A 19370-nucleotide genomic window follows, 5' to 3' on the forward strand; every position below is an offset into this window, starting at 1 on the left:
TTGTTGTTGTGGCGTGGCGCTCAGGCCAGCGCTGCAGCGGCCTGACGCACTGCGCTGCGGTAGGCGTCCTTGTTCACGTAATACGCCATGCGCTCAAGTTGCAGGTATTTGTAGCCACCCGACAGGTCCGGCGGCGGGCCGCCCTTGGCGGTTTTGAGCGCGGTGGCACTGGCCCGCCCCTCGTCCAATCCCTTGAAATAGCGCGCCACCAGCTCGGCCTGCTCATAGCGGCCCTGCCAGCCCAGGCCGCTGGCCTCGACCATGCCGAGCACGGCGAGGCGGTCGAAGCGCGGCGCGAAGATGTTGAGGTAGAGCCGGGGCGCCATGCCTTGCCAGTTGAGCAGGGCATGGTCGAGAAACGGGTAGTGCAGCTTGTAGCCGGTGGCCGCGAGCACCAGGTCGTAGTCGCCACGGCTGCCGTCCTTGAAATGCACGGTGTGGCCGTCGAAGCGGGCAATGTCGGCGCGCACCCCCACGTCGCCATGCCCGATGTGGTACAGGATGAGCGAGTTCACCACCGGGTGCGACTCGTACATCTTGTAGGCCGGCTTGGGAAAGCCGAAGCGCACCGGGTCGCCGGTGAACCACTTCAGTATGGTGCTGTCGATCTTTTGCTTGAGCCAGGGCGGCAGCGTGATCTTGCCGCCGATCGAATCGGCCGGTTTGCCGAACACGTACTTGGGCACGAAGTAGTAACCGCGACGCACCGAGATGTCCACGCTGCTCGCCTGGTGCACCGCGTCCACCGCGATGTCGCAGCCGGAGTTGCCGGCACCCACGATGAGCACGCGCTTGTACTTGAACAGGTCGGCGCTCTTGTAGGCCGAGGTGTGCAGCAGTTCGCCGGCGAAGCGGCCCTCGAAGGCCGGCATGTTGGGCTCGGCCAGCGTGCCGTTGGCCACGACCACGCCCTTGTAGTCGGCCCAGGTTTGCTGTCCGTTTGCGTCTTCGGTGGTCACGCGCCACAGCGTGTCGGGCGCGTCGCTCACCGGCTCGACCCGGAGCACGCGCACACCGAAGCGGTAGTGCTCGCGCAGCTTGAAGTGGTCTGCAAATGCCTGGAAGTAGTCCAGCAACTCGCGGTGGCTCGGGTAGTCGGCCACGCGCTCGGGCATGGGGAATTCGCTGAACTCCGTCATGCGTTTGCTTGAGATCAGGTGCGCCGACTGGTACACGGTGGAACGCGGGTTGTGGATGTTCCACAGGCCGCCCACGTCGGTGTGCGCCTCGAAGCCCTGGAAGGCAATGCCGTGTTTCTGCAGACAGCGTGCGCCCGCGAGGCCCGACGGGCCGGCGCCGATGAGGGCAATCTGCTGTTCGGTGGGAGTGGTCATTTCAAGCCTGGAATATCTGTTGAACCCGGCTCCCCGGCGCGAGGCTTGCGCGGTTGGCCGAGCAGGATGCGGTCGTGCAGCCGTGCAGGCAGCAAGTTGAGCGTTCGGGAAAGCCAGCCGATGCGCCGCGGCAACACGATGTGTTCGTTGCCTGCGGCCACGCCTGCAAGCAGGCGCCGTGCGGCCTCGTCGGCCTCCATCAGGCCGGGCATGGCAAAGCGGTTGCCGGTCGTGAGCGCGGTGCGCATGTAGCCCGGGCTGATGGTGTGCACCGTGATGGCGGTGGGCCGCAGCTCGGCGCGCAGGCTCTGCAGGTAGGCGATGAGGCCGGCCTTGCTCGCGCAGTACGCGCCGTTGCCCGGCATGCCGCGCCAGCCCGCCAGACTCGCCACGCCCACCAAGGCGCCGCGCTGGCCACTGGCGCGCATGGCTTCCAGGAAGGGCTGAAAGCTGGTGGCCACACCGAGCAGGTTGATCTCCAGCATGCGGCGCATCACGGCGAGGTCGCTCGCCTGCACGGTGTCGAAGCCGCCGGCCACACCCGCGTTGGCGATCACGAGGTCGGGCACGCCGAAGCGCTCCATCCAGTCAGCGGCCATGGCCTGCAGGGCGGTGGTGTCCGACACGTCGGGCTGGTAGACGGCACAGCGCTCAGGCGCCAGCGCGGCCAGTGCGTCGAGCGCGGGCCGCTGCAAGCCCACCAGCGCCACGCGTGCACCAGCGCCAATGAGCTCGCGCGCCAGCGCCTGGCCCAGGCCGCCGCAGGCGCCCGTGACCACGGCGTTGTGAAAAATGGAAGGCGTCAAACCCCGGTCTCCTCGTTCTTGTGTTGTCCGCGCACTGTAGGCGGCACTAGAATGAATCTCGAAATAATTGCACGAATCGTCTCATTTTTCGAGATATGAACACCACCTCTTCGGTCGACGGCGAGAGCAGCCCTGGCTTGCGCCTCATGGAGCTGCTGGATCTGCTGGTGCGCCAGGAGACGCCGCAGGCACTGCCCGACGTGGTGGGCCTGACCGGTTGGCCCAAGCCCACGGTGCACCGCATGCTGGCGCAGCTGGAGGCCGGTGGCTGGCTGGTGCGCGAGCCCGATGGCCGTCACTTTGTTTTTGCGCCCAGGCTGCTGCGGCTGTCCGAGGCGGCGCTGAGCAGCAGCGCGCTGCAGGGCGTGCGCCACGCGGTGCTGCGCCAGCTGGTGAGCGAGGTCGGCGAGAGCTGCAACCTGACCGCGATGTCGGGCGCCGACGTGGTTTACCTGGACCGTGTGGAGTCCGCTTTTCCGCTGCGACTGGAACTGCGCCCGGGCACCCGGGTGCCGGTGCACTGTTCGGCCAGTGGCAAGCTGTTTCTGGCCTGGATGGGCGCACGACAGCGCCGCACCTTGCTCGACGGCCTGCCCCTCACGCGCTACACCGCCAGCACCTTGACCGATCGCGCTTCGCTGGAGGCAGAACTGGAGGCGATCCGCCGCGACGGTCATGCAGTGGACGCCGAGGAGTTCGTGGAAGGACTGGTGTGCGTCGCGGTGCCGGTGGCCGCGCCGGGGCAGCGCACAGTGCGTTGCGCGCTGGCCTTGCAGGCGCCGGCGGCGCGCATGACGCTGGCCCAAGCCAGGCTGCAGTTGCCGCGCCTGCAAGTCGCCGCGCTGGCGCTGGCGCGCACCCTGGGTTGAGCCCGCCCCCGCTTCAGTGCAGCGTGTTCAGCTCATGCCGGGCAGTTTGGGCATGCCCTTCATGCCCCCCATGCGCTTCATCATCTTCATCATCCCGCCGCCCTTCATCTTCTTCATCATGTCCTGCATCTGCTCGAACTCCTTGAGCAGGCGGTTGACCTCCTGCACCTGCACACCCGCACCCGCTGCGATGCGGCGCTTGCGCGTGGCCTTGATGATCTCGGGCTTGCGGCGCTCCTTGAGCGTCATGCTGCAGATGATCCCTTCCTTGCGCACGATATCCTTCTCGGCGCGGCCCATGTCCACCTGACCGGCCTTGGCGGCCATCGCACTGGGCAGCTTGTCCATGAGGCTGGAGAGGCCGCCCATCTGCTTCATCTGGCGAATCTGGTCGAGGAAATCGTTGAGGTCGAAGCCCTCGCCGCTCTTGACCTTGGCCGCAAGCTTTTGCGCTGCTGCCATGTCCACCCCGGCGGTGACCTGCTCGACCAGCGCCAGGATGTCGCCCATGCCCAGGATGCGCTGCGCGTGGCGCTCGGCATCGAACACCTCCAGACCGTCCAGCTTCTCCGACACACCAGCGAACTTGATCGGCGCGCCCGTGATCTGTCGCACCGAGAGCGCCGCGCCACCGCGCGAGTCGCCGTCGAGCTTGGTCAGGATGATGCCGGTCAGCGGCAGCGCGTCCTTGAAGGCCTTGGCGGTGTTGATCGCGTCCTGGCCCTGCATGGCGTCCACCACGAACAGCGTTTCCACCGGCTTGAGCACGGCGTGCAGCTCCTGGATCTCGCGCATCAGCGCTTCGTCGATGGCCAGGCGGCCAGCGGTGTCGACCAGCAGCACATCAAAGTAGTGCCTGCGCGCGTAGTCGATGGCCGCACGCGCGATGTCCACCGGCTTCTGGTCGGGCGTGCTCGGGAACCACTCCGCGCCGGCCTGCGCGGTCACGGTCTTGAGCTGTTCGATGGCGGCCGGGCGGTAGACGTCGCCCGAGACCGTGAGCACTTTTTTCTTGCGCTTCTCGATCAGGTGTTTGGCCAGTTTCGCGGTGGTGGTGGTCTTGCCCGCGCCTTGCAGGCCGGCCATGAGGATCACCGCCGGCGGCTGCGCCGCGAGGTTGATGTCCGCCACGCCGTCGCCCATGGTCAGCGCGAGTTCGCGGTTGACGATGCCCACCAGCGCCTGACCCGGTGTGAGCGAACCCACCACCTCCTGGCCCAGCGCCTTGTCTTTGACGCGCGCGATGAAATCGCGCACGACGGCCAGGGCCACATCGGCCTCCAGCAGGGCCATGCGCACCTCGCGCAGCATGTCGGTGACGTTGGTCTCGGTGATGCGGGCCTGGCCGCGCATTTCCTTGACGATGCGTGAGAGTCGGTCGGAAAGGGCTGATGCCATGCTGCGCTCGGGTGGAGGGAGATGAACCCGCAGGCTGCTGAGTTTGCGCCGGCTGGGGTGGGTGTCGGGCCATTGGCCGGGCTTCCGGCGGCTGGCAACGGTCAAGGCCGTTAAACTCCGCCCATGATTTTAGCCGCGCCCACCCCCACCCTGCTGCGCGCGCCACATCCCGCATGAACCTGCTGCCCTCGCTTGCAACCAACCTGCCCGCGGTGGTGCTCTCGGGCCTGGCGGCTCTGGCCTACGCCGTGCTGGCCTGGGTCCATCCGCGCGCATCGGCCATGCAGAGCCGGGCCTTGCTCACAGTGGCCTGGCTGTTGCACCTGGGTGTGCTGGTGTTCGGCCTGTTCGAACAACCCGCACGGTTCGGTTTCGCGCCCTCGCTGTCGGTCACGGTCTGGCTGGTGCTCACCGTCTACATGATCGAGAGCCGCCTGTACCCGCAACTGCGCGAACGCTGGCGGTTTGCCTTTCTCGGCGCGGCGGTGGTGCTGCTGGCCCTGGTGTTTCCCGGCACGCCCTACCCCGCCTTGCGTTCGAACTGGATGCCCCTGCATTGGGCACTGGGCATCGCGTCATACGGCCTGATCGCGGTTGCCGTCGGCCATGCGTGGTTGATGCAGCGGGCCGAGAAGGCCATGCGCCTGGGCACCTCGGCCGACACCGCGATGCCGCTGCTCACGCTGGAGCGGCTCACCTTCCGCTTCGTGGCCGCCGGGTTTGTGCTGCTCACGGCCACGCTTCTGGCCGGCTGGTATTTCTCCGAACTGCTCAACCACCGCTGGGTGTGGGACCACAAGTCGGCCTTCTCGGTGCTCTCGTGGATCACCATGGGAGTGCTGCTCTGGGGGCGCTGGCGCCTGGGCTGGCGCGGCCGGTTTGCCGCGCGCATGCTCTATCTGGGCGCCGGGCTGCTGCTGCTGGGTTATGCCGGTTCCCGCTTTGTGCTTGAAGTGCTGCTGCAGCGCAGCTGAACGAACGCCTCCATGAAATACCTGCTCGTTCTGGCCGTGGTGATGGTGGCCTTTTATGTGTGGCGCCACAACCGCATCGCCGACCGATCGCAGTCCCGCCCGCCGCCACCACCACCTGCCTCGCCTTTGCCTGTGGTGATGGTGGCTTGCCGGCACTGCGGCACCCACCTGCCCCAGGGCGACACCGTGCAAGGGACACTGGGCCCCTACTGCAGCGCCGACCACCGCCGACTCAAGGAAGGCGGCCCGGCATGAGCGTGTCCCGCCCGGCGCTGGCCACCACACCCGATTCTCGGAACTGAGATGGCCCGGGAAGACAGCTCGCAGTTCGCCCCGTCGTGGTTTGTGGCCTACGAGACCGGCAACAACCAGGGTCGCGAGCAGCGCCTGCGCGCCTTTGTGCGCCTGTGGGTGGCTTTCATGCGCGCACGGGTGTTCATCGCCGTGGTGCTGCTGTCGCTGCAGATCTTCATGGTGGTCACCGGCACCGGCGGGCCCGACTGGCTGGTGCTGCTCGCTGCGATCCACCTCACGGCGGCCCTGGTCGTGCTCTACGCCTGGCGTCCGGTGGAGCAAGGCAAACCGATCCAGCTTCAGTGGGTGCTGACCATCGGGGTTGATGTGGTGGTGTTTGCGCTGCTGCAGTTCTTCCAGATCGGCTCCATCAACTACACGCCGCTGTTTGCCCTGCCAGTGCTGCTGGCCTCCATCCTCGGCCCGCTGATGCTCGCCCTGGCCACCGCCGCCTCCGTCACGCTGTACCTGCTGTGCGAAGCCGTGCTGAGCGCTCCCCTGTTCAGCGACATGGCCACGGCCAAACTGCTCCAGGCGGGTCTGGCCAGCACCGGCTTCTTTCTGGTGGCGGTGCTGGCCAACCAGCTGGCCATCCGGCTGGCGCGCGAAGAGGCTGTGGCTTCCAGCAGCCAGGCCGCTGCGCGAACGCAGGCGCAGGTGAACGAACTGGTGATCGAGAGCCTGAGCGTGGGTGTGCTGGTGGTCGATCCGCACGGCGTGGTGCGCAACGCCAACCCGGCCGCCCAGATCATGCTGATGGGCGAGGCCTATCCGCAGGCCGCCAAGCTGCTGCTCTCGGCCCGCCCCAGCTGGAGCCACCTGTCCGACCTGGTGACCGAGACCTTTGCACTGGGCCAGGCGCTGGAGACCGAGACCACCATCGACAACGAAGACCGGCCCAGCCAGCGACTGCACGCGCGCACGCGTCTGACCTCGCGCGGCGGGCGCAGCACCGGTCTGTGCGTGCTCTTTCTGGAAGACCTGCGCGAGGTCGAAGCCCGCGTGCGCACTGAAAAACTCGCCTCCATGGGCCGCATGTCCGCGGCGGTGGCGCACGAAATCCGCAACCCGCTCTCGGCCATCACGCAGGCCAATGCCCTGCTCGACGAAGAGGTCAAAGACCCCGCACAGAAGCGGCTCACCCACATGATCGAGCAGAACGCGCAGCGGCTTTCGCGCATCGTGGACGACATCCTGAACGTGGCGCGCGCGCAGCCCGTGCGAGGCGACGGCACCACACCCAGCCTGCCGCTGGACGCCATGGTGCGCCAGATCACGCTGGACTGGTTGCGCCAGAACCCGGCCAAGGGCGTGCTGGGCGTGCACCTGCACGCGCCGGCGGCCATGGTGGAGTTCGACCCCGAACACATGCGCCGCCTGCTGGTAAACCTGCTCGACAACGCCCTGCGCCACGCCAGCGGCAAGCCTTCGTCCATCCGCGTGGTCACACAACCCAGTGGCGCAGACCACAGCAAGCTCTCGGTCTGGAGCGATGGCCAGCCACTGGAAGCCAGCGTGATGCGCCACCTGTTCGAGCCCTTCTTTTCCTCCGAGAGCCGCTCCAGCGGCCTGGGTCTGTACATCTGCCGTGAGCTCTGCGAGCGCTATGGCGCCCAGATCGCCTATCAGCGCGTGCGGCTGGACCAGCTCGAAGGCAACGAGTTTTTCGTGTCCATGCCCAACGGACATCCAGGCCAGCAACCCATGCAACAAAACCTGTCGTATGCGGGTGGCGAATCGCGGCCCTTCAGCACCCGCTTCAGCCCCACCCTGGGCGATCCTGCCCCGAGCTGAACCGCGAGCGCGCACACCCACCCATGGCCTTCAGCCTCAACGCCACGTCCATCTCGGCCTCCGTGCTCGTCGTCGACGACGAGCCCGATCTGCGCACGCTTTACGAGCTCACCCTGCTGCGTGAAGGCCACGCCGTGGTGGCTGCAGCCGATCTGGCGCAGGCCCGTGAGTGGCTGGCGCAGCAACGGTTTGACGTGTTGATCTCCGACATGCGACTACCCGATGGCCTGGGGCTGGACCTGCTGCGTGAACTGACCGACGCCCAGCGCACGGAAAAGTGCATCGTCATCACCGCCTTCGGCTCGGCCGACAACGCGGTGGAGTCGCTCAAGGCCGGGGCCTTCGATTACCTCACCAAACCGGTGGACCTCAAACAATTGCGCAACGCGGTGACACAAGCCGTGCAGAGCCAGCGCCACCCGCTCATGGGCCAACAGGCGCGCGCCGGCAACGGCATGGCTGTCAGCACCGAGCCCATGCGAAGCGCCCCGCCACCTCCCTCGGGCCTGAAGTCACTCGGGCGGATCGTCGGTCGCGCGGCCAGCATCGTGCAGATCAAGGGGCGCATCGAGAAGGTGGCCACCAGCATGGCGCCGGTGCTGATCCTGGGCGAGTCGGGCACGGGCAAGGAGCTGGTGGCGCGTGCGGTGCACGACTGTAGCCACCGCAGCGGTGGCCCCTTCGTGGCGGTGAACTGCGGCGCCATTCCAGAAAACCTCATCGAGGCCGAATTCTTCGGCGCGCGCAAGGGCGCCTACACCGGCGCCACGCAAGACCGCGAAGGCTACTTTCAGGCGGCCAAGGGCGGCACCCTGTTCCTCGACGAAATCGGCGATCTGCCGCTGGCGATGCAGGCCAAGCTGTTGCGCGTGATCCAGGAGCGCCGCGTGCGTGCGCTCGGTGGCGTGCAGGAAGAAGCGGTGGACGTTCGCCTGGTCAGCGCCACCCACCGTGACCTGAGTGCCCTGGTGCAAGGAGGGCAGTTCCGCCAGGACCTCTTCTACCGGCTCAACGTGATCGAGCTGCGCACACCTTCGCTGCGCGAGCGGCGCGACGACCTGCCCGAGCTGGCGCAGGCCCTGCTGGAACGCATCTGCAAGGAATCGGGTCAGGACACACCCGAACTCTCGGCCCGGGCACTGGACTGGATCAAGGCGCGCGACCTGCCCGGCAACGTGCGCGAGCTGGAAAACCTGCTGCAGCGCGCGCTGGCCCTGAGCAGCGGCGACCGGCTGGAGCCCGAAGACTTCGGCGACACCGACGACACGGACGAGATCCCCACCCAGCCCGACCAGCTGCCCGACTCGGTGCTGGCTGCGTCACCCATGGCGCGCGCACCCGACGAGATCCCGACCGACCTGCAGTCCTACCTGGACGAACAGGAGAAGCAGGTCTTGCTCAAGGCCCTGCGCGAATGCGACTTCAACCGCACCGCCGCGGCGGCACGGCTGGGCCTGAACCTGCGGCAGATGCGCTACCGCATCCAACGCCTGGGCATCGCCATGCCTTCCAGCGACGACGATGCCGCCTGAATCGCCTGCAGCATCCTGGACCGGCGGCTGGCTGGCTGCAGCTCGTCACTGCCCTTCACCCAATCACGGCCTTCGACCAGATGGCGCACAGATCGACCTGATCGTGCTGCACTCCATCAGCCTGCCGCCCGGCGTGTATGGCGGCCCCGAGGTCGAACAGCTCTTCACCAACACGCTGAACTGGGACGCCCACCCCTACTTCGGGCAGATCCGCGGCATGGAAGTGTCGGCGCATTTTTTCATCCGCCGCGACGGTGAACTGGTGCAGTTCGTCGACGCCGATGCGCGCGCCTGGCACGCGGGTGCGTCCTGCTGGCGCGGTCGGGACAACTGCAACGACGATTCCATCGGCGTCGAACTGGAAGGCCTGGAAGGCGAAACCTTCGAGGCTGCGCAATACGCCACCCTCAGCCGGTTGTGCCAACAACTGCAAGCACGGTATCCAGTGGCCCACGTCGCAGGTCATGAGCACATTGCACCCGGCCGCAAACTGGACCCGGGGCCCGGATTCGACTGGGCACGTTTGCAACGCGCGCTGGGCTGGTCGCTGGCGTTTTTCCCCGAGCCGATGACCGGCACGAATCCACCCGGCGCCTGAAGTCACGGACCGGACGAGACCCGGCGCACCCACGCCACAAGCCGGTGGCGGCATGCGCGAGCAAATCACGCCACAAGGCCCGCCGTTGCTGCGTCCAAAATGCGGCGCCCAGTTTTTTCAGGCACTCCAGCGCGACCCTGGCCCGCACCAGTGCACGGACCGATCCGGCTCTTGTCGAGATCACCCAAACGGGGCTTCCCCCATTGGGGTGGTTTTTTCCAAAACGCTACCTGTAGTGGCTTGAAGACCACCCACACACCAGATATAGTGTGTGCTCTGCGTTTCCAGATTCGACACAGTCCACGTTGCTTCGGCCCGTTTTCACTCCGTTGAGAACTTTTTGGCACCCCGAACAACGCCGCGAACCCGAACTGAAACCGAACGTCTTGCTCCCCGTCCCCGCGCCTTGCGAGCAGGCCCATCACAACAAATGAAAGAGGAACCATGCTGACCGCTTCCCCCACCCCCGCCACACCGTCCGCCCCCCAGAAGCAGCCCATGGGTTCATCCACGCCGGCCTCCAACACATCCAGCAGCTCGGTGTTCGCGCAGTACCAGATCATTCGCCGCAATGGCGCGGTGGTTTCGTTCGAACCCAGCAAGATCGCCGTGGCCATGATGAAGGCTTTCCTGGCCGTGCACGGCACCCAGGGCGCCGCCTCGGCCAGCGTGCGCGAGACGGTGGACGAACTCACCGGCGCCGTGGTCAAGGCGCTGATGCGCTCGCGCCCCGGTGGCGGCACCTTCCACATTGAAGACGTGCAGGACCAGGTCGAGCTCGGTCTGATGCGCAGCAGCCACCACGAAGTCGCACGCGCCTATGTGCTGTACCGCGAGCGCCGCACGCAAGAGCGTGCCCACCAGGCCGAAGTGGCCAAACCGGCAGAGGCCACGTTGCACGTGATCGACGGTGGCCAGCGCGTGCCGCTCGACCTGCAGCGCCTGCAAGCCCTGATCGCCGACGCCTGCAAAGGTCTGGGCAAGGACATCCAGCCAGACCCGATCGTGGCCGAGACCAAGCGCAACCTGTACGACGGCGTGCCGATCGAAGAGGTCTACAAGGCTTCCATCCTGGCCGCGCGCACGTTGATCGAAAAAGATCCCGACTACACCTACGCCACCGCGCGCCTGCTGCTGCACACCATCGTCAAGGAAGTAATGGGCGAAGAAGTGCCCTCCACCGAGATGGGCGCGCGCTACGCCGACTACTTCCCGCAGTTCATCAAGAAAGGCGTGGACAACGACCTGCTCGACGAGCGCCTGCTGCAGTTCGACCTGGCCCGCCTGGGTGCCGCGCTCAAGCCCGAGCGCGACCTGCAGTTCGACTACCTCGGCCTGCAGACGCTGTATGACCGCTACTTCCTGCACGTGCGCAAGACCCGCATCGAACTGCCGCAGTCCTTCTTCATGCGCGTGGCCATGGGCCTGTCGCTCAATGAAATCGACCGCGAAGCGCGTGCCATCGAGTTTTACGAAGTGCTGTCTTCGTTCGACTTCATGTCGTCCACCCCCACGCTGTTCAACAGCGGCACGCTGCGCTCGCAGCTCTCCAGCTGCTACCTGACCACCGTGCCCGATGACCTCGACGGTATCTACGAGTCGATCAAGGAAAACGCACTGCTCTCCAAGTTCGCCGGCGGCCTGGGCAACGACTGGACCCGCGTGCGCGCCCTGGGCAGCCACATCAAGGGCACCAACGGCGAATCGCAAGGCGTGGTGCCGTTCCTGAAAGTGGTCAACGACACCGCCGTGGCGGTGAACCAGGGCGGCAAGCGCAAGGGCGCGGTCTGCACCTACCTGGAAACCTGGCACCTGGACATCGAAGAGTTCCTGGAGCTGCGCAAGAACACCGGCGATGACCGCCGCCGCACCCACGACATGAACACGGCGAACTGGATTCCCGACCTGTTCATGAAGCGTGTGATGGAAAAGGGCGAATGGAGCCTGTTCTCCCCCAACAACGTGCCCGACCTGCACGACAAGTTCGGCATCGAGTTCGAGAAGGCCTATGTGGCCTACGAAGAGAAAGCCGCGCGCGGCGAGATCAAGCCTTATCGCAAGGTGCCCGCCACCGACATGTGGCGCAAGATGCTCTCGATGCTGTTCGAGACCGGCCACCCCTGGATCACGTTCAAGGACGCCTGCAACGTTCGCAGTCCGCAGCAACACGCCGGCGTGGTGCACAGCTCCAACCTCTGCACCGAGATCACGCTCAACACCAGCGACACCGAAACCGCCGTGTGCAACCTGGGCTCGGTCAACCTGCTCAACCACATCAAGCACACCGACGACGGCGCCAAAGTGCTCGACCACGACAAGCTGCAGGTCACCATCAAGACCGCCATGCGCATGCTCGACAACGTGATCGACATCAACTACTACGCCGTCAAGAAGGCACGCGACTCCAACATGCGCCACCGTCCGGTGGGCCTGGGTGTCATGGGCTTCCAGGACGCGCTGTACGAACTGCGCATCCCCTACGCCTCCAACGACGCGGTGGAATTTGCCGACCGCTCCATGGAAGCCGTCTGCTACTACGCTTACTGGGCCTCCACCGAACTCGCCCGCGAGCGCGGCCGCTACGCCAGCTACAAAGGCTCGCTGTGGGACCAGGGCGTGCTGCCACTCGACACCCTGGACCTGCTGTCGCGCGAACGCGGTGGTTATGTGGATGTGGACCGCTCGGTCAGCATGGACTGGGACGCGCTGCGCCAGAAGATCGCCACTGACGGCATGCGCAACTCCAACTGCGTGGCCATTGCACCCACAGCCACCATCTCCAACATCATCGGCGTGGACGCTTCCATCGAGCCTTGCTTCGGCAACCTCTCGGTGAAGTCCAACCTCTCGGGTGAATTCACCGTCATCAACGGCTATCTGGTGAAGGACCTGAAGCGCCTGGGCCTGTGGGACGACGTGATGGTCATGGACCTCAAACACTTCGACGGTTCGCTGCGCCCGATCGACCGCGTGCCGCAAGAAGTGAAGGCGCTCTACGCCACCGCGTTTGAAGTCGAACCGCTGTGGCTGGTGGAAGCCGCTGCACGTCGCCAGAAGTGGATCGACCAGGCGCAGAGCCTGAACATCTACATGGCCGGCGCCTCGGGCAAGAAACTCGACGACACCTACAAGCTCGCCTGGCTGCGCGGTCTCAAGACCACCTATTACCTGCGCACCACATCGGCCACACAAGCCGAAAAATCCACGGGCCGCACGGGACAACTCAACGCCGTGTCGCTCGACGCCACCACCGCCGGCATGGCTGCGACCACCGCTGCGAATGCAGCCGCGGCATCGAGCGCAGTCTTGTCTGAAGTGCCCGCCACCGACATCAAGTTTTGCGCGATCGACGACCCTGGTTGCGAAGCGTGTCAGTGAAAGACACGTCGCTGTGTTGTGTGTGTTGAGTCACATCGGTCTTCAATCGATGCGACACAGCAACACAAACACAGCGCAGCACACACGATCACTTTGCAATTCATGCAGACACTTTGATAATCCGAGGAATTGGAAACACCTATGTTGACCTGGGACGAACACACCACGCCCTCCACGAAGCCAGCGAACAACCCCTTGCCCTCCGGCATGCAGGGTCTGCAAGCCTCACTGTCGAGTGAGCGCACCGCCTCCCCCGCTTCCATCGCCCCGTCTTTCACGTCGAACGCTGCGCCATCGAAAGCGCCCGTTGCAGCCACGGGTGGCCACCGCGTCAACGCCGCAGACAAACGCATCATCAACGGCCAGACCGACGTCAACCAGCTGGTGCCGTTCAAGTACAAGTGGGCCTGGGAAAAGTACCTTGCCACCTGCGCCAACCACTGGATGCCGCAGGAAGTGAACATGAGCCGCGACATCGCGCTGTGGAAAGACCCGAACGGTCTGACCGACGACGAGCGCCGCATCGTCAAGCGCAACCTCGGCTTCTTCGTCACGGCCGATTCGCTCGCCGCCAACAACATCGTGCTGGGCACCTACCGCCACATCACCGCACCCGAGTGCCGCCAGTTTTTGCTGCGTCAGGCCTTTGAAGAAGCGATCCACACGCACGCTTACCAGTACATCGTGGAGTCGCTGGGTCTGGACGAGTCCGAGATCTTCAACGCCTACAACGAAGTCCAGTCGATCCGCGACAAGGACGAGTTCCTGATCCCCTTCATCGAAGCGATCATGGACCCACACTTCCATACCGGTACGCCTGAGACCGACCAGCGCCTTTTGAAGAGCCTGATCGTCTTCGCCTGCCTCATGGAAGGTCTGTTCTTCTACGTCGGCTTCACGCAGATCCTGGCGCTGGGCCGCCAGAACAAGATGACCGGTGCCGCCGAGCAGTACCAGTACATCCTGCGCGACGAGTCCATGCACTGCAACTTCGGCATCGATCTGATCAACGCGATCAAGATGGAGAACCCGATGCTGTGGACGGCAGAGTTCAAGGAAGAGATCAAGCAGCTGTTCCTCAAGGCCGTCGAGCTCGAGTACCGCTACGCCGAAGACACCATGCCGCGCGGTGTGCTCGGCATGAATGCCTCCATGTTCAAAGGCTACCTGCGCTACATCGCCAACCGGCGCGCCACGCAGATCGGCCTGGAGCCCATGTTCCCGAACGAAGAGAATCCGTTCCCCTGGATGAGCGAGATGATCGACCTCAAGAAGGAACGCAATTTCTTTGAAACCCGCGTGATCGAATACCAGACGGGCGGCGCCCTGTCCTGGGACTGATGCCACCGCCGGGGTCGCACTGCCGAATTGAACTCAACTCACATGCGTTTCAACATTTCAGAACCTTGCCATCGGCACCTTGGTGCCGTGGGCAGAGTTTTGTCACAGGATTCAACACCTTGGGGCCAGCCGTGGATGCATCCACACGGCTCCAGCGCGTTGAATCACTTCACCGGCACAGTGACCGGATGAAGTGCTCTTTGCAACTTGATCAAGGAGAAAACAATGGCAACTGCGAAAAAAGCCCCGGCTAAAAAAGCTGTGGCGAAAAAGGCCGCCCCGGCCAAAAAAGTCGCTGCGAAGAAAGCAGCTCCAGCGAAGAAGGCCGCCCCGGCCAAGAAAGTTGTCGCAAAGAAAGCTGCACCGGCCAAAAAGCCAGCAGCGAAAAAAGCGGCTCCTGCGAAGAAAGCTGCACCGGCCAAAAAGCCGGCAGCGAAGAAAGTCGCGGCCAAGAAGCCAGCGGTGAAGAAGGCTGCACCGGCGAAGAAAGCCGCTGCGAAGAAGCCCGTCGCCAAGAAGGCTGCACCAGCGAAGAAAGCTGCTGCCAAGAAGCCTGCTGCGAAAAAAGCAGCGCCTGCGAAGAAGGCCGCCCCAGCGAAGAAAGCTGCAAAGCCTGCTGCGAAAAAAGCAGCGCCTGCAAAGAAGGCCGCTCCGGCCAAGAAGGCCGCCGTCGCGAAGGCAGCCCCAGCAAAAAAAGCTGAGCCGGCCAAGAAGCCGGCGGCCCCTGCTGCTCCTGCGGCTCAGACGAAGCTCAACCCTCAGGCTGCCTGGCCGTTTCCCACGTCCAGCAAGCCCTGAAGTCGTCCTTGTGATGGCTTGCAGCCCGGCGCGAAAGCGTCGGGCTTTTTCATGTCTGCTTCAGGGAGCAGGCGCCGAGTAGTTCTGGCCACCTCGGGTTGCGATCTTGGCCGCGCCCATGCGGTTGCCCAGCTCGGCACAACGCGCCAGCGACCAGCCCTGCTCCAGGCCATGCAGCAGCGCTGCGCGGAACGCATCGCCGCAGCCGGTGGGATCGACCACTTCGCTGGCTTTCACGCCAGACACCACGGTCTTCTGACCACCTTCCCACACCTCGCAACCGTGCTCGGCCAGCGTGACGATGAGTCCACGCACGCGCGATGCGATGTCTTCAAACGACCAGCCAGTGCGATCGGACAGCATCTTGCCTTCGTAGTCGTTCACCGTGATCCAGGTCGCCAGCTCGATGAACTGCTTGAGCTCCTCACCGTTGAACATGGGCAGGCCCTGGCCCGGATCGAACACGAAGGGCACACCTGCTGCGTGCAATTGCTGTGCATGGGTCAGCATGGCCTCTCGACCATCGGGCGAGATGATGGCCACTGCGATGTCCGTGCGCGCAGGCACCGGATTGTCATGAGCCATGGACATGGCGCCCGGGTGAAACGCGGTGATCTGGTTGTTGTCGCGGTCCGTCATGATCATGGCCTGCGCAGTGTAGGTGTCGGCTGCGCTGTTCACATGCGCGGTGTCGACACCGAGGGTGCGCAGACGTTCGAGGTACTCCTGGCCGTCGTTGCCCAGCGTGGCGAGCGGCACAGCCTGCGCGCCCAGCTGGCGCAAGCCGTAGGCGATGTTGCCAGCGCAACCGCCGTACTCGCGGCGCAGTGCCGGCACCAGAAAGGACACGTTGAGGATGTGCAGCTGGCTGGGCAGGATCTGCTCGGCAAAGCGGCCCTCGAAGGTCATGATGGTGTCGAAGGCGAGTGAGCCACAAACAAGAATGGGCATGGTGAAGTCGGTCCAGAAAGTTGAGAGAAGTCAGGGATAAAAGACCAAGGCACGGTAGCCGGCCATGGGCGTGGCTTCACCGACCGACAGCGACAGTCGAAAGCTCACGGTCAGCGAGCCCTGTGCGGGCAACACCTCGGGTGCATCGGGCCATTCTTCGGGCAGGAACACGCGGCGCGAAATGACCTGGTCGCGTGTGTCGGTCAGGCTCAGCTCCAGCGCGGGCAAGGCCAACGGCGTGTCGGACGTGTTCTTGAGAACAAGATCGAACGAGTGAAAGTTGCCGAGCCGGCGAACCAGCGCGGAGCTGTCGATCACGATCGCCTCGATGTTGCGCACCGCGCCCACGCGGCACCCCAGCGGCGCACAGACCTGCTCCAGCAGCGGTTTCAGGTCCGGCCGCCAGGCGGCAATGCGGTCGCGCTCGTGCAGCGCCCACTGCGCTGCAAGCAACACGCCGAGCAACAAGACCAGCAAGGACAAGCCGATGCGCACACCAGGTGACTGCCAGAAGGCCCGCTGGCGGGCCTGGCGCACAAACCCCGGCACAGCGTCGGGCTCTGGCACATCCGAAGCCTCGTCATGGGGCACCGCCGCGGGTGCTGCACCCGGGGGATTGCTGGGGGCCTTGGCCGCAGCCGCCGATGCATCCGCAGCGGCCTTGGCTGCGGCGAAACGCTGAAGTTCGGTGCCGAAGTCGGCGTCTTCCGGCGCAGCTTCACGCAATTCGTCGGGCAAGGGCAGGGGTGGCCGGGTGACGAGCTCGTCCTCGTCCGGGTCGCTGGCGGCGGTGAGCTGGGGCTGCGGCACCGATGGCGCGGGGAGGGGCGCATCTCCTGCGGGTGCCGGCGCGTCCGGCGACCAGGGCTCCAGGTAGAGCGTGGCGTCGAACACATCGGCGCAATGGCCACAACGCACCCAGCCCTCGGAAATCTTCAGTTGATCGGCAACGATCCTGAAGGTCGTTCCGCAAGCCGGACAACGGGTGGTGAAACTCATGCGCCGATTATCGGGGGCGCTGCGCGGCGGCTCAGGCCTTGACCGCGGTCATGAGGATCCAGCCCTCTTCTTCGTCGCTGACCTGCAACGCCACCCAGGGTGCATAGGCTTCGATCAGCTCTTCGGCCTGGCGCGCGAGGATGCCCGCAAGCACCAGATGACCACCCGGGCGAACGTGCGAGCACAGCAGCGATGCAAGCACCTTGAGCGGTGTGGCGAGGATGTTGGCCAGCACCAGGTCGTGCTCTCCCTGGGCGATGTCGGGCAGGCCTTCGCTCAGCGTGACGTGGTTGGCCAAGGCATTGAGCCGGGTCGACTCCACGGCGGCTGGATCGATGTCCACCGCCACGATCTCGCGCGCACCGAACTTGGCCGCGCCGATGGCGAGAATGCCGGAGCCGCAACCGTAGTCGAGCACCCGAGAACCCACCGGTGGGTGCTGGGCCGTCCAGCGCAAACACATGCGGGTGGTGGGATGGGTGCCGGTGCCGAAAGCCAGACCCGGGTCAAGCCGGATGACCTGCTGGGCGGCTGCGGGCGGCTCGTGCCAGCTCGGCACGATCCAGAACGTGGGCGTGATCTCCACCGGGGTGAACTGCGACTGCGTGAGCCGCACCCAGTCCTGCTCGGGCACCGCCTGCACACCCAGCACCGCGCAGCCTTCAAAAAAGTCCTGGAGCTGAAGCAGCCCGGCCGTTTCGCGCGCGGCCGCCTCGGACGCAAACAGCGCAACCACCCGCGAACGTTGCCAGCCCTCTTTGGGCGGCGGCATGCCGGGCTCGCCGAACAAGGCTTGTTCGGCGTCGGTCATGGCGTCGGCGTCTTCCACCGAGGTGCTCAGGGCTTCGAGCGCATCCAGTGCCTCGCTCACGGCCTCGACCGAAGCCTCGGGCACCATGAGCACCAGCTCAAAAAGAGACCCAGCCGATGGCTGGGTCTGGGAAGCGGAATCAGCGTTCACGTTGGGAAAGCCACTCTTCCAAGTAGTGGATATTGGTGCCGCCGGCCACGAAGCTGGCGTCCACCATCAGCTCGCGGTGCAGCGGGATGTTGGTCTTGATGCCTTCGATCACTGTCTCGGCCAGCGCCGTGCGCATGCGGGCCAGCGCCTGCTCGCGCGTGTCGCCGTGCACGATGATCTTGCCGATCATGGAGTCGTAGTTCGGTGGCACGAAGTAGTTGGTGTAGACGTGCGAGTCCACGCGCACACCCGGGCCACCGGGCGCATGCCAGGTCGTGATGCGACCGGGCGACGGTGTGAACTTGTAGGCGTCTTCGGCGTTGATGCGGCACTCGATGGCGTGTCCGCGCAGCTGAACCTGGCGCTGTGTAAACGGCAGCTTTTCGCCGGCCGCCACGGCAATCTGCGTGCGCACGATGTCCACACCCGAAATCCACTCGGTCACCGGATGCTCCACCTGCACGCGCGTGTTCATCTCGATGAAATAGAACTCGCCGTTCTCGAACAGGAATTCGAAGGTGCCCGCACCTCGGTAACCAATCTTTTTGCAGGCCGCCGCGCAGCGCTCACCAATCTTCTCGATCAGGCGGCGCGGGATGCCCGGCGCCGGTGCTTCTTCGATCACCTTCTGGTGGCGGCGCTGCATGGAGCAGTCGCGCTCGCCCAAGTACACCGCGTTGCGGTGCGTGTCGGCCAGGATCTGGATCTCGATATGGCGTGGGTTCTGGAGAAACTTCTCCATGTAAACCTCCGCGTTGCCAAACGCTGCGCCGGCTTCGGCCTTGGTGGTTTGCACCGCGTGCAGCAGCGCCGCTTCGGTGTGCACCACGCGCATGCCGCGTCCACCGCCGCCGCCTGCGGCCTTGATGATCACCGGGTAGCCCACCGCCTTGGCGGTGCGCTTGATCACCACCGGATCGTCGGGCAGCGCGCCTTCCGAGCCCGGCACGCAGGGCACGCCGGCGCGGATCATGGCCTGCTTGGCCGAGACCTTGTCGCCCATGAGGCGGATGGAGTCGGGTGAAGGACCGATGAAGGTGAAACCGCTTTTTTCAACGCGCTCGGCGAAGTCGGCGTTCTCCGACAGGAAACCGTAACCGGGGTGGATGGCTTCGGCGTCGGTGACCTCGGCGGCCGAGATGATGGCCGGCATGTTGAGGTAGCTGTGGGTGCTGGAAGCCGGGCCGATGCAGACGGCCTCGTCGGCCAGGCGAACGTACTTGGCGTCGCGGTCGGCCTCGGAATACACCATCACCGCCTTGATGCCCATTTCGCGGCAGGCACGCTGGATGCGCAGCGCGATTTCTCCGCGGTTGGCGATCAGGATTTTCTTGAACATGGGC

The 19370-nt window shown here is 65.1% G+C and carries 16 protein-coding genes; 9 read left to right on the forward strand and 7 right to left on the reverse strand.

Annotated features, from left to right (window positions below):
- Nucleotides 1–20: 20 nt before the first annotated feature.
- Nucleotides 21–1334 carry an NAD(P)/FAD-dependent oxidoreductase gene (locus Q0C59_RS00355; RefSeq protein WP_291210224.1) on the reverse strand — a complete coding sequence of 438 codons (1314 nt, stop codon included), beginning with the start codon at nucleotides 1332–1334 and terminating at the stop codon, nucleotides 21–23.
- Entirely contained in the window at nucleotides 1331–2140 is an 810-nt protein-coding gene (locus Q0C59_RS00360; RefSeq protein WP_291210227.1) for an SDR family oxidoreductase, read from the reverse strand. The genes Q0C59_RS00355 and Q0C59_RS00360 overlap by 4 nt, the downstream gene beginning before the upstream one ends.
- 95 nt (nucleotides 2141–2235) lie before the next feature.
- Between Q0C59_RS00360 and Q0C59_RS00365 the strand changes: the two genes are divergently transcribed.
- On the forward strand, nucleotides 2236–3009 hold the full coding sequence (locus Q0C59_RS00365) for an IclR family transcriptional regulator (protein ID WP_291210229.1): 774 nt from the start codon (nucleotides 2236–2238) through the stop codon (nucleotides 3007–3009).
- A 27-nt stretch (nucleotides 3010–3036) separates the two neighbouring features.
- Here the strand turns inward: Q0C59_RS00365 and ffh are convergent, their stop codons facing one another.
- Nucleotides 3037–4407, reverse strand: coding sequence for a signal recognition particle protein (gene ffh, locus Q0C59_RS00370; RefSeq protein ID WP_291210232.1), 1371 nt, complete (start codon nucleotides 4405–4407; stop codon nucleotides 3037–3039).
- Between the two features lie 173 nt (nucleotides 4408–4580).
- Here ffh and Q0C59_RS00375 point away from each other — a divergent pair, with 173 nt between their 5' ends.
- The 8 genes from Q0C59_RS00375 to Q0C59_RS00410 all read left to right on the forward strand — a co-directional run bounded on the left by Q0C59_RS00375 (nucleotide 4581) and on the right by Q0C59_RS00410 (nucleotide 15116).
- The gene (locus tag Q0C59_RS00375) at nucleotides 4581–5381 is read left to right on the forward strand and encodes an inner membrane protein YpjD (protein WP_291210235.1); all 801 of its coding nucleotides are present in this window, start codon (nucleotides 4581–4583) and stop codon (nucleotides 5379–5381) included.
- Nucleotides 5382–5393: 12 nt separating this feature from the next.
- Entirely contained in the window at nucleotides 5394–5636 is a 243-nt protein-coding gene (locus Q0C59_RS00380; RefSeq protein ID WP_291210238.1) for a PP0621 family protein, read from the forward strand.
- A 48-nt stretch (nucleotides 5637–5684) separates the two neighbouring features.
- On the forward strand, nucleotides 5685–7469 hold the full coding sequence (locus Q0C59_RS00385; protein ID WP_291210241.1) for a PAS domain-containing sensor histidine kinase: 1785 nt from the start codon (nucleotides 5685–5687) through the stop codon (nucleotides 7467–7469).
- Between the two features lie 23 nt (nucleotides 7470–7492).
- Nucleotides 7493–9001: a sigma-54 dependent transcriptional regulator gene (locus Q0C59_RS00390; protein ID WP_291210244.1), complete on the forward strand. Its 1509-nt coding sequence runs from the start codon at nucleotides 7493–7495 to the stop codon at nucleotides 8999–9001.
- The gene (gene ampD / locus Q0C59_RS00395; protein ID WP_291210247.1) at nucleotides 8991–9599 is read left to right on the forward strand and encodes a 1,6-anhydro-N-acetylmuramyl-L-alanine amidase AmpD; all 609 of its coding nucleotides are present in this window, start codon (nucleotides 8991–8993) and stop codon (nucleotides 9597–9599) included. Before Q0C59_RS00390 ends, ampD begins: the two co-directional genes overlap by 11 nt.
- Nucleotides 9600–10043: 444 nt before the next feature.
- Entirely contained in the window at nucleotides 10044–12977 is a 2934-nt protein-coding gene (locus Q0C59_RS00400; protein ID WP_370654573.1) for a ribonucleoside-diphosphate reductase subunit alpha, read from the forward strand.
- A 141-nt stretch (nucleotides 12978–13118) separates the two neighbouring features.
- Complete coding sequence (locus Q0C59_RS00405; RefSeq protein WP_291210250.1) at nucleotides 13119–14318, forward strand: ribonucleotide-diphosphate reductase subunit beta; 1200 nt, start codon at nucleotides 13119–13121, stop codon at nucleotides 14316–14318.
- A 225-nt stretch (nucleotides 14319–14543) separates the two neighbouring features.
- Nucleotides 14544–15116: a histone H1-like DNA-binding protein gene (locus Q0C59_RS00410; protein ID WP_291210252.1), complete on the forward strand. Its 573-nt coding sequence runs from the start codon at nucleotides 14544–14546 to the stop codon at nucleotides 15114–15116.
- 60 nt (nucleotides 15117–15176) lie between these two features.
- Here Q0C59_RS00410 and Q0C59_RS00415 read toward each other — a convergent pair whose 3' ends face one another.
- The 4 genes from Q0C59_RS00415 to accC are packed head-to-tail and all read right to left on the reverse strand — an operon-like array spanning nucleotide 15177 to nucleotide 19366.
- Nucleotides 15177–16067: a carbohydrate kinase family protein gene (locus tag Q0C59_RS00415; RefSeq protein WP_291210255.1), complete on the reverse strand. Its 891-nt coding sequence runs from the start codon at nucleotides 16065–16067 to the stop codon at nucleotides 15177–15179.
- A gap of 30 nt (nucleotides 16068–16097) precedes the next feature.
- Nucleotides 16098–17066 carry a DUF3426 domain-containing protein gene (locus Q0C59_RS00420; protein WP_291210258.1) on the reverse strand — a complete coding sequence of 323 codons (969 nt, stop codon included), beginning with the start codon at nucleotides 17064–17066 and terminating at the stop codon, nucleotides 16098–16100.
- Between the two features lie 31 nt (nucleotides 17067–17097).
- A complete protein-coding gene (prmA, locus tag Q0C59_RS00425) occupies nucleotides 17098–17964 on the reverse strand; it encodes a 50S ribosomal protein L11 methyltransferase (RefSeq protein ID WP_291210353.1) in 867 nt (288 codons plus the stop codon).
- A 52-nt stretch (nucleotides 17965–18016) separates the two neighbouring features.
- Nucleotides 18017–19366 carry an acetyl-CoA carboxylase biotin carboxylase subunit gene (gene accC, locus Q0C59_RS00430; protein WP_291210261.1) on the reverse strand — a complete coding sequence of 450 codons (1350 nt, stop codon included), beginning with the start codon at nucleotides 19364–19366 and terminating at the stop codon, nucleotides 18017–18019.
- Nucleotides 19367–19370 lie beyond the last annotated feature (4 nt).

Origin of the sequence: Hydrogenophaga sp., assembly GCF_022844385.1 — a bacterium.
Taxonomy (GTDB): domain Bacteria; phylum Pseudomonadota; class Gammaproteobacteria; order Burkholderiales; family Burkholderiaceae_C; genus Hydrogenophaga.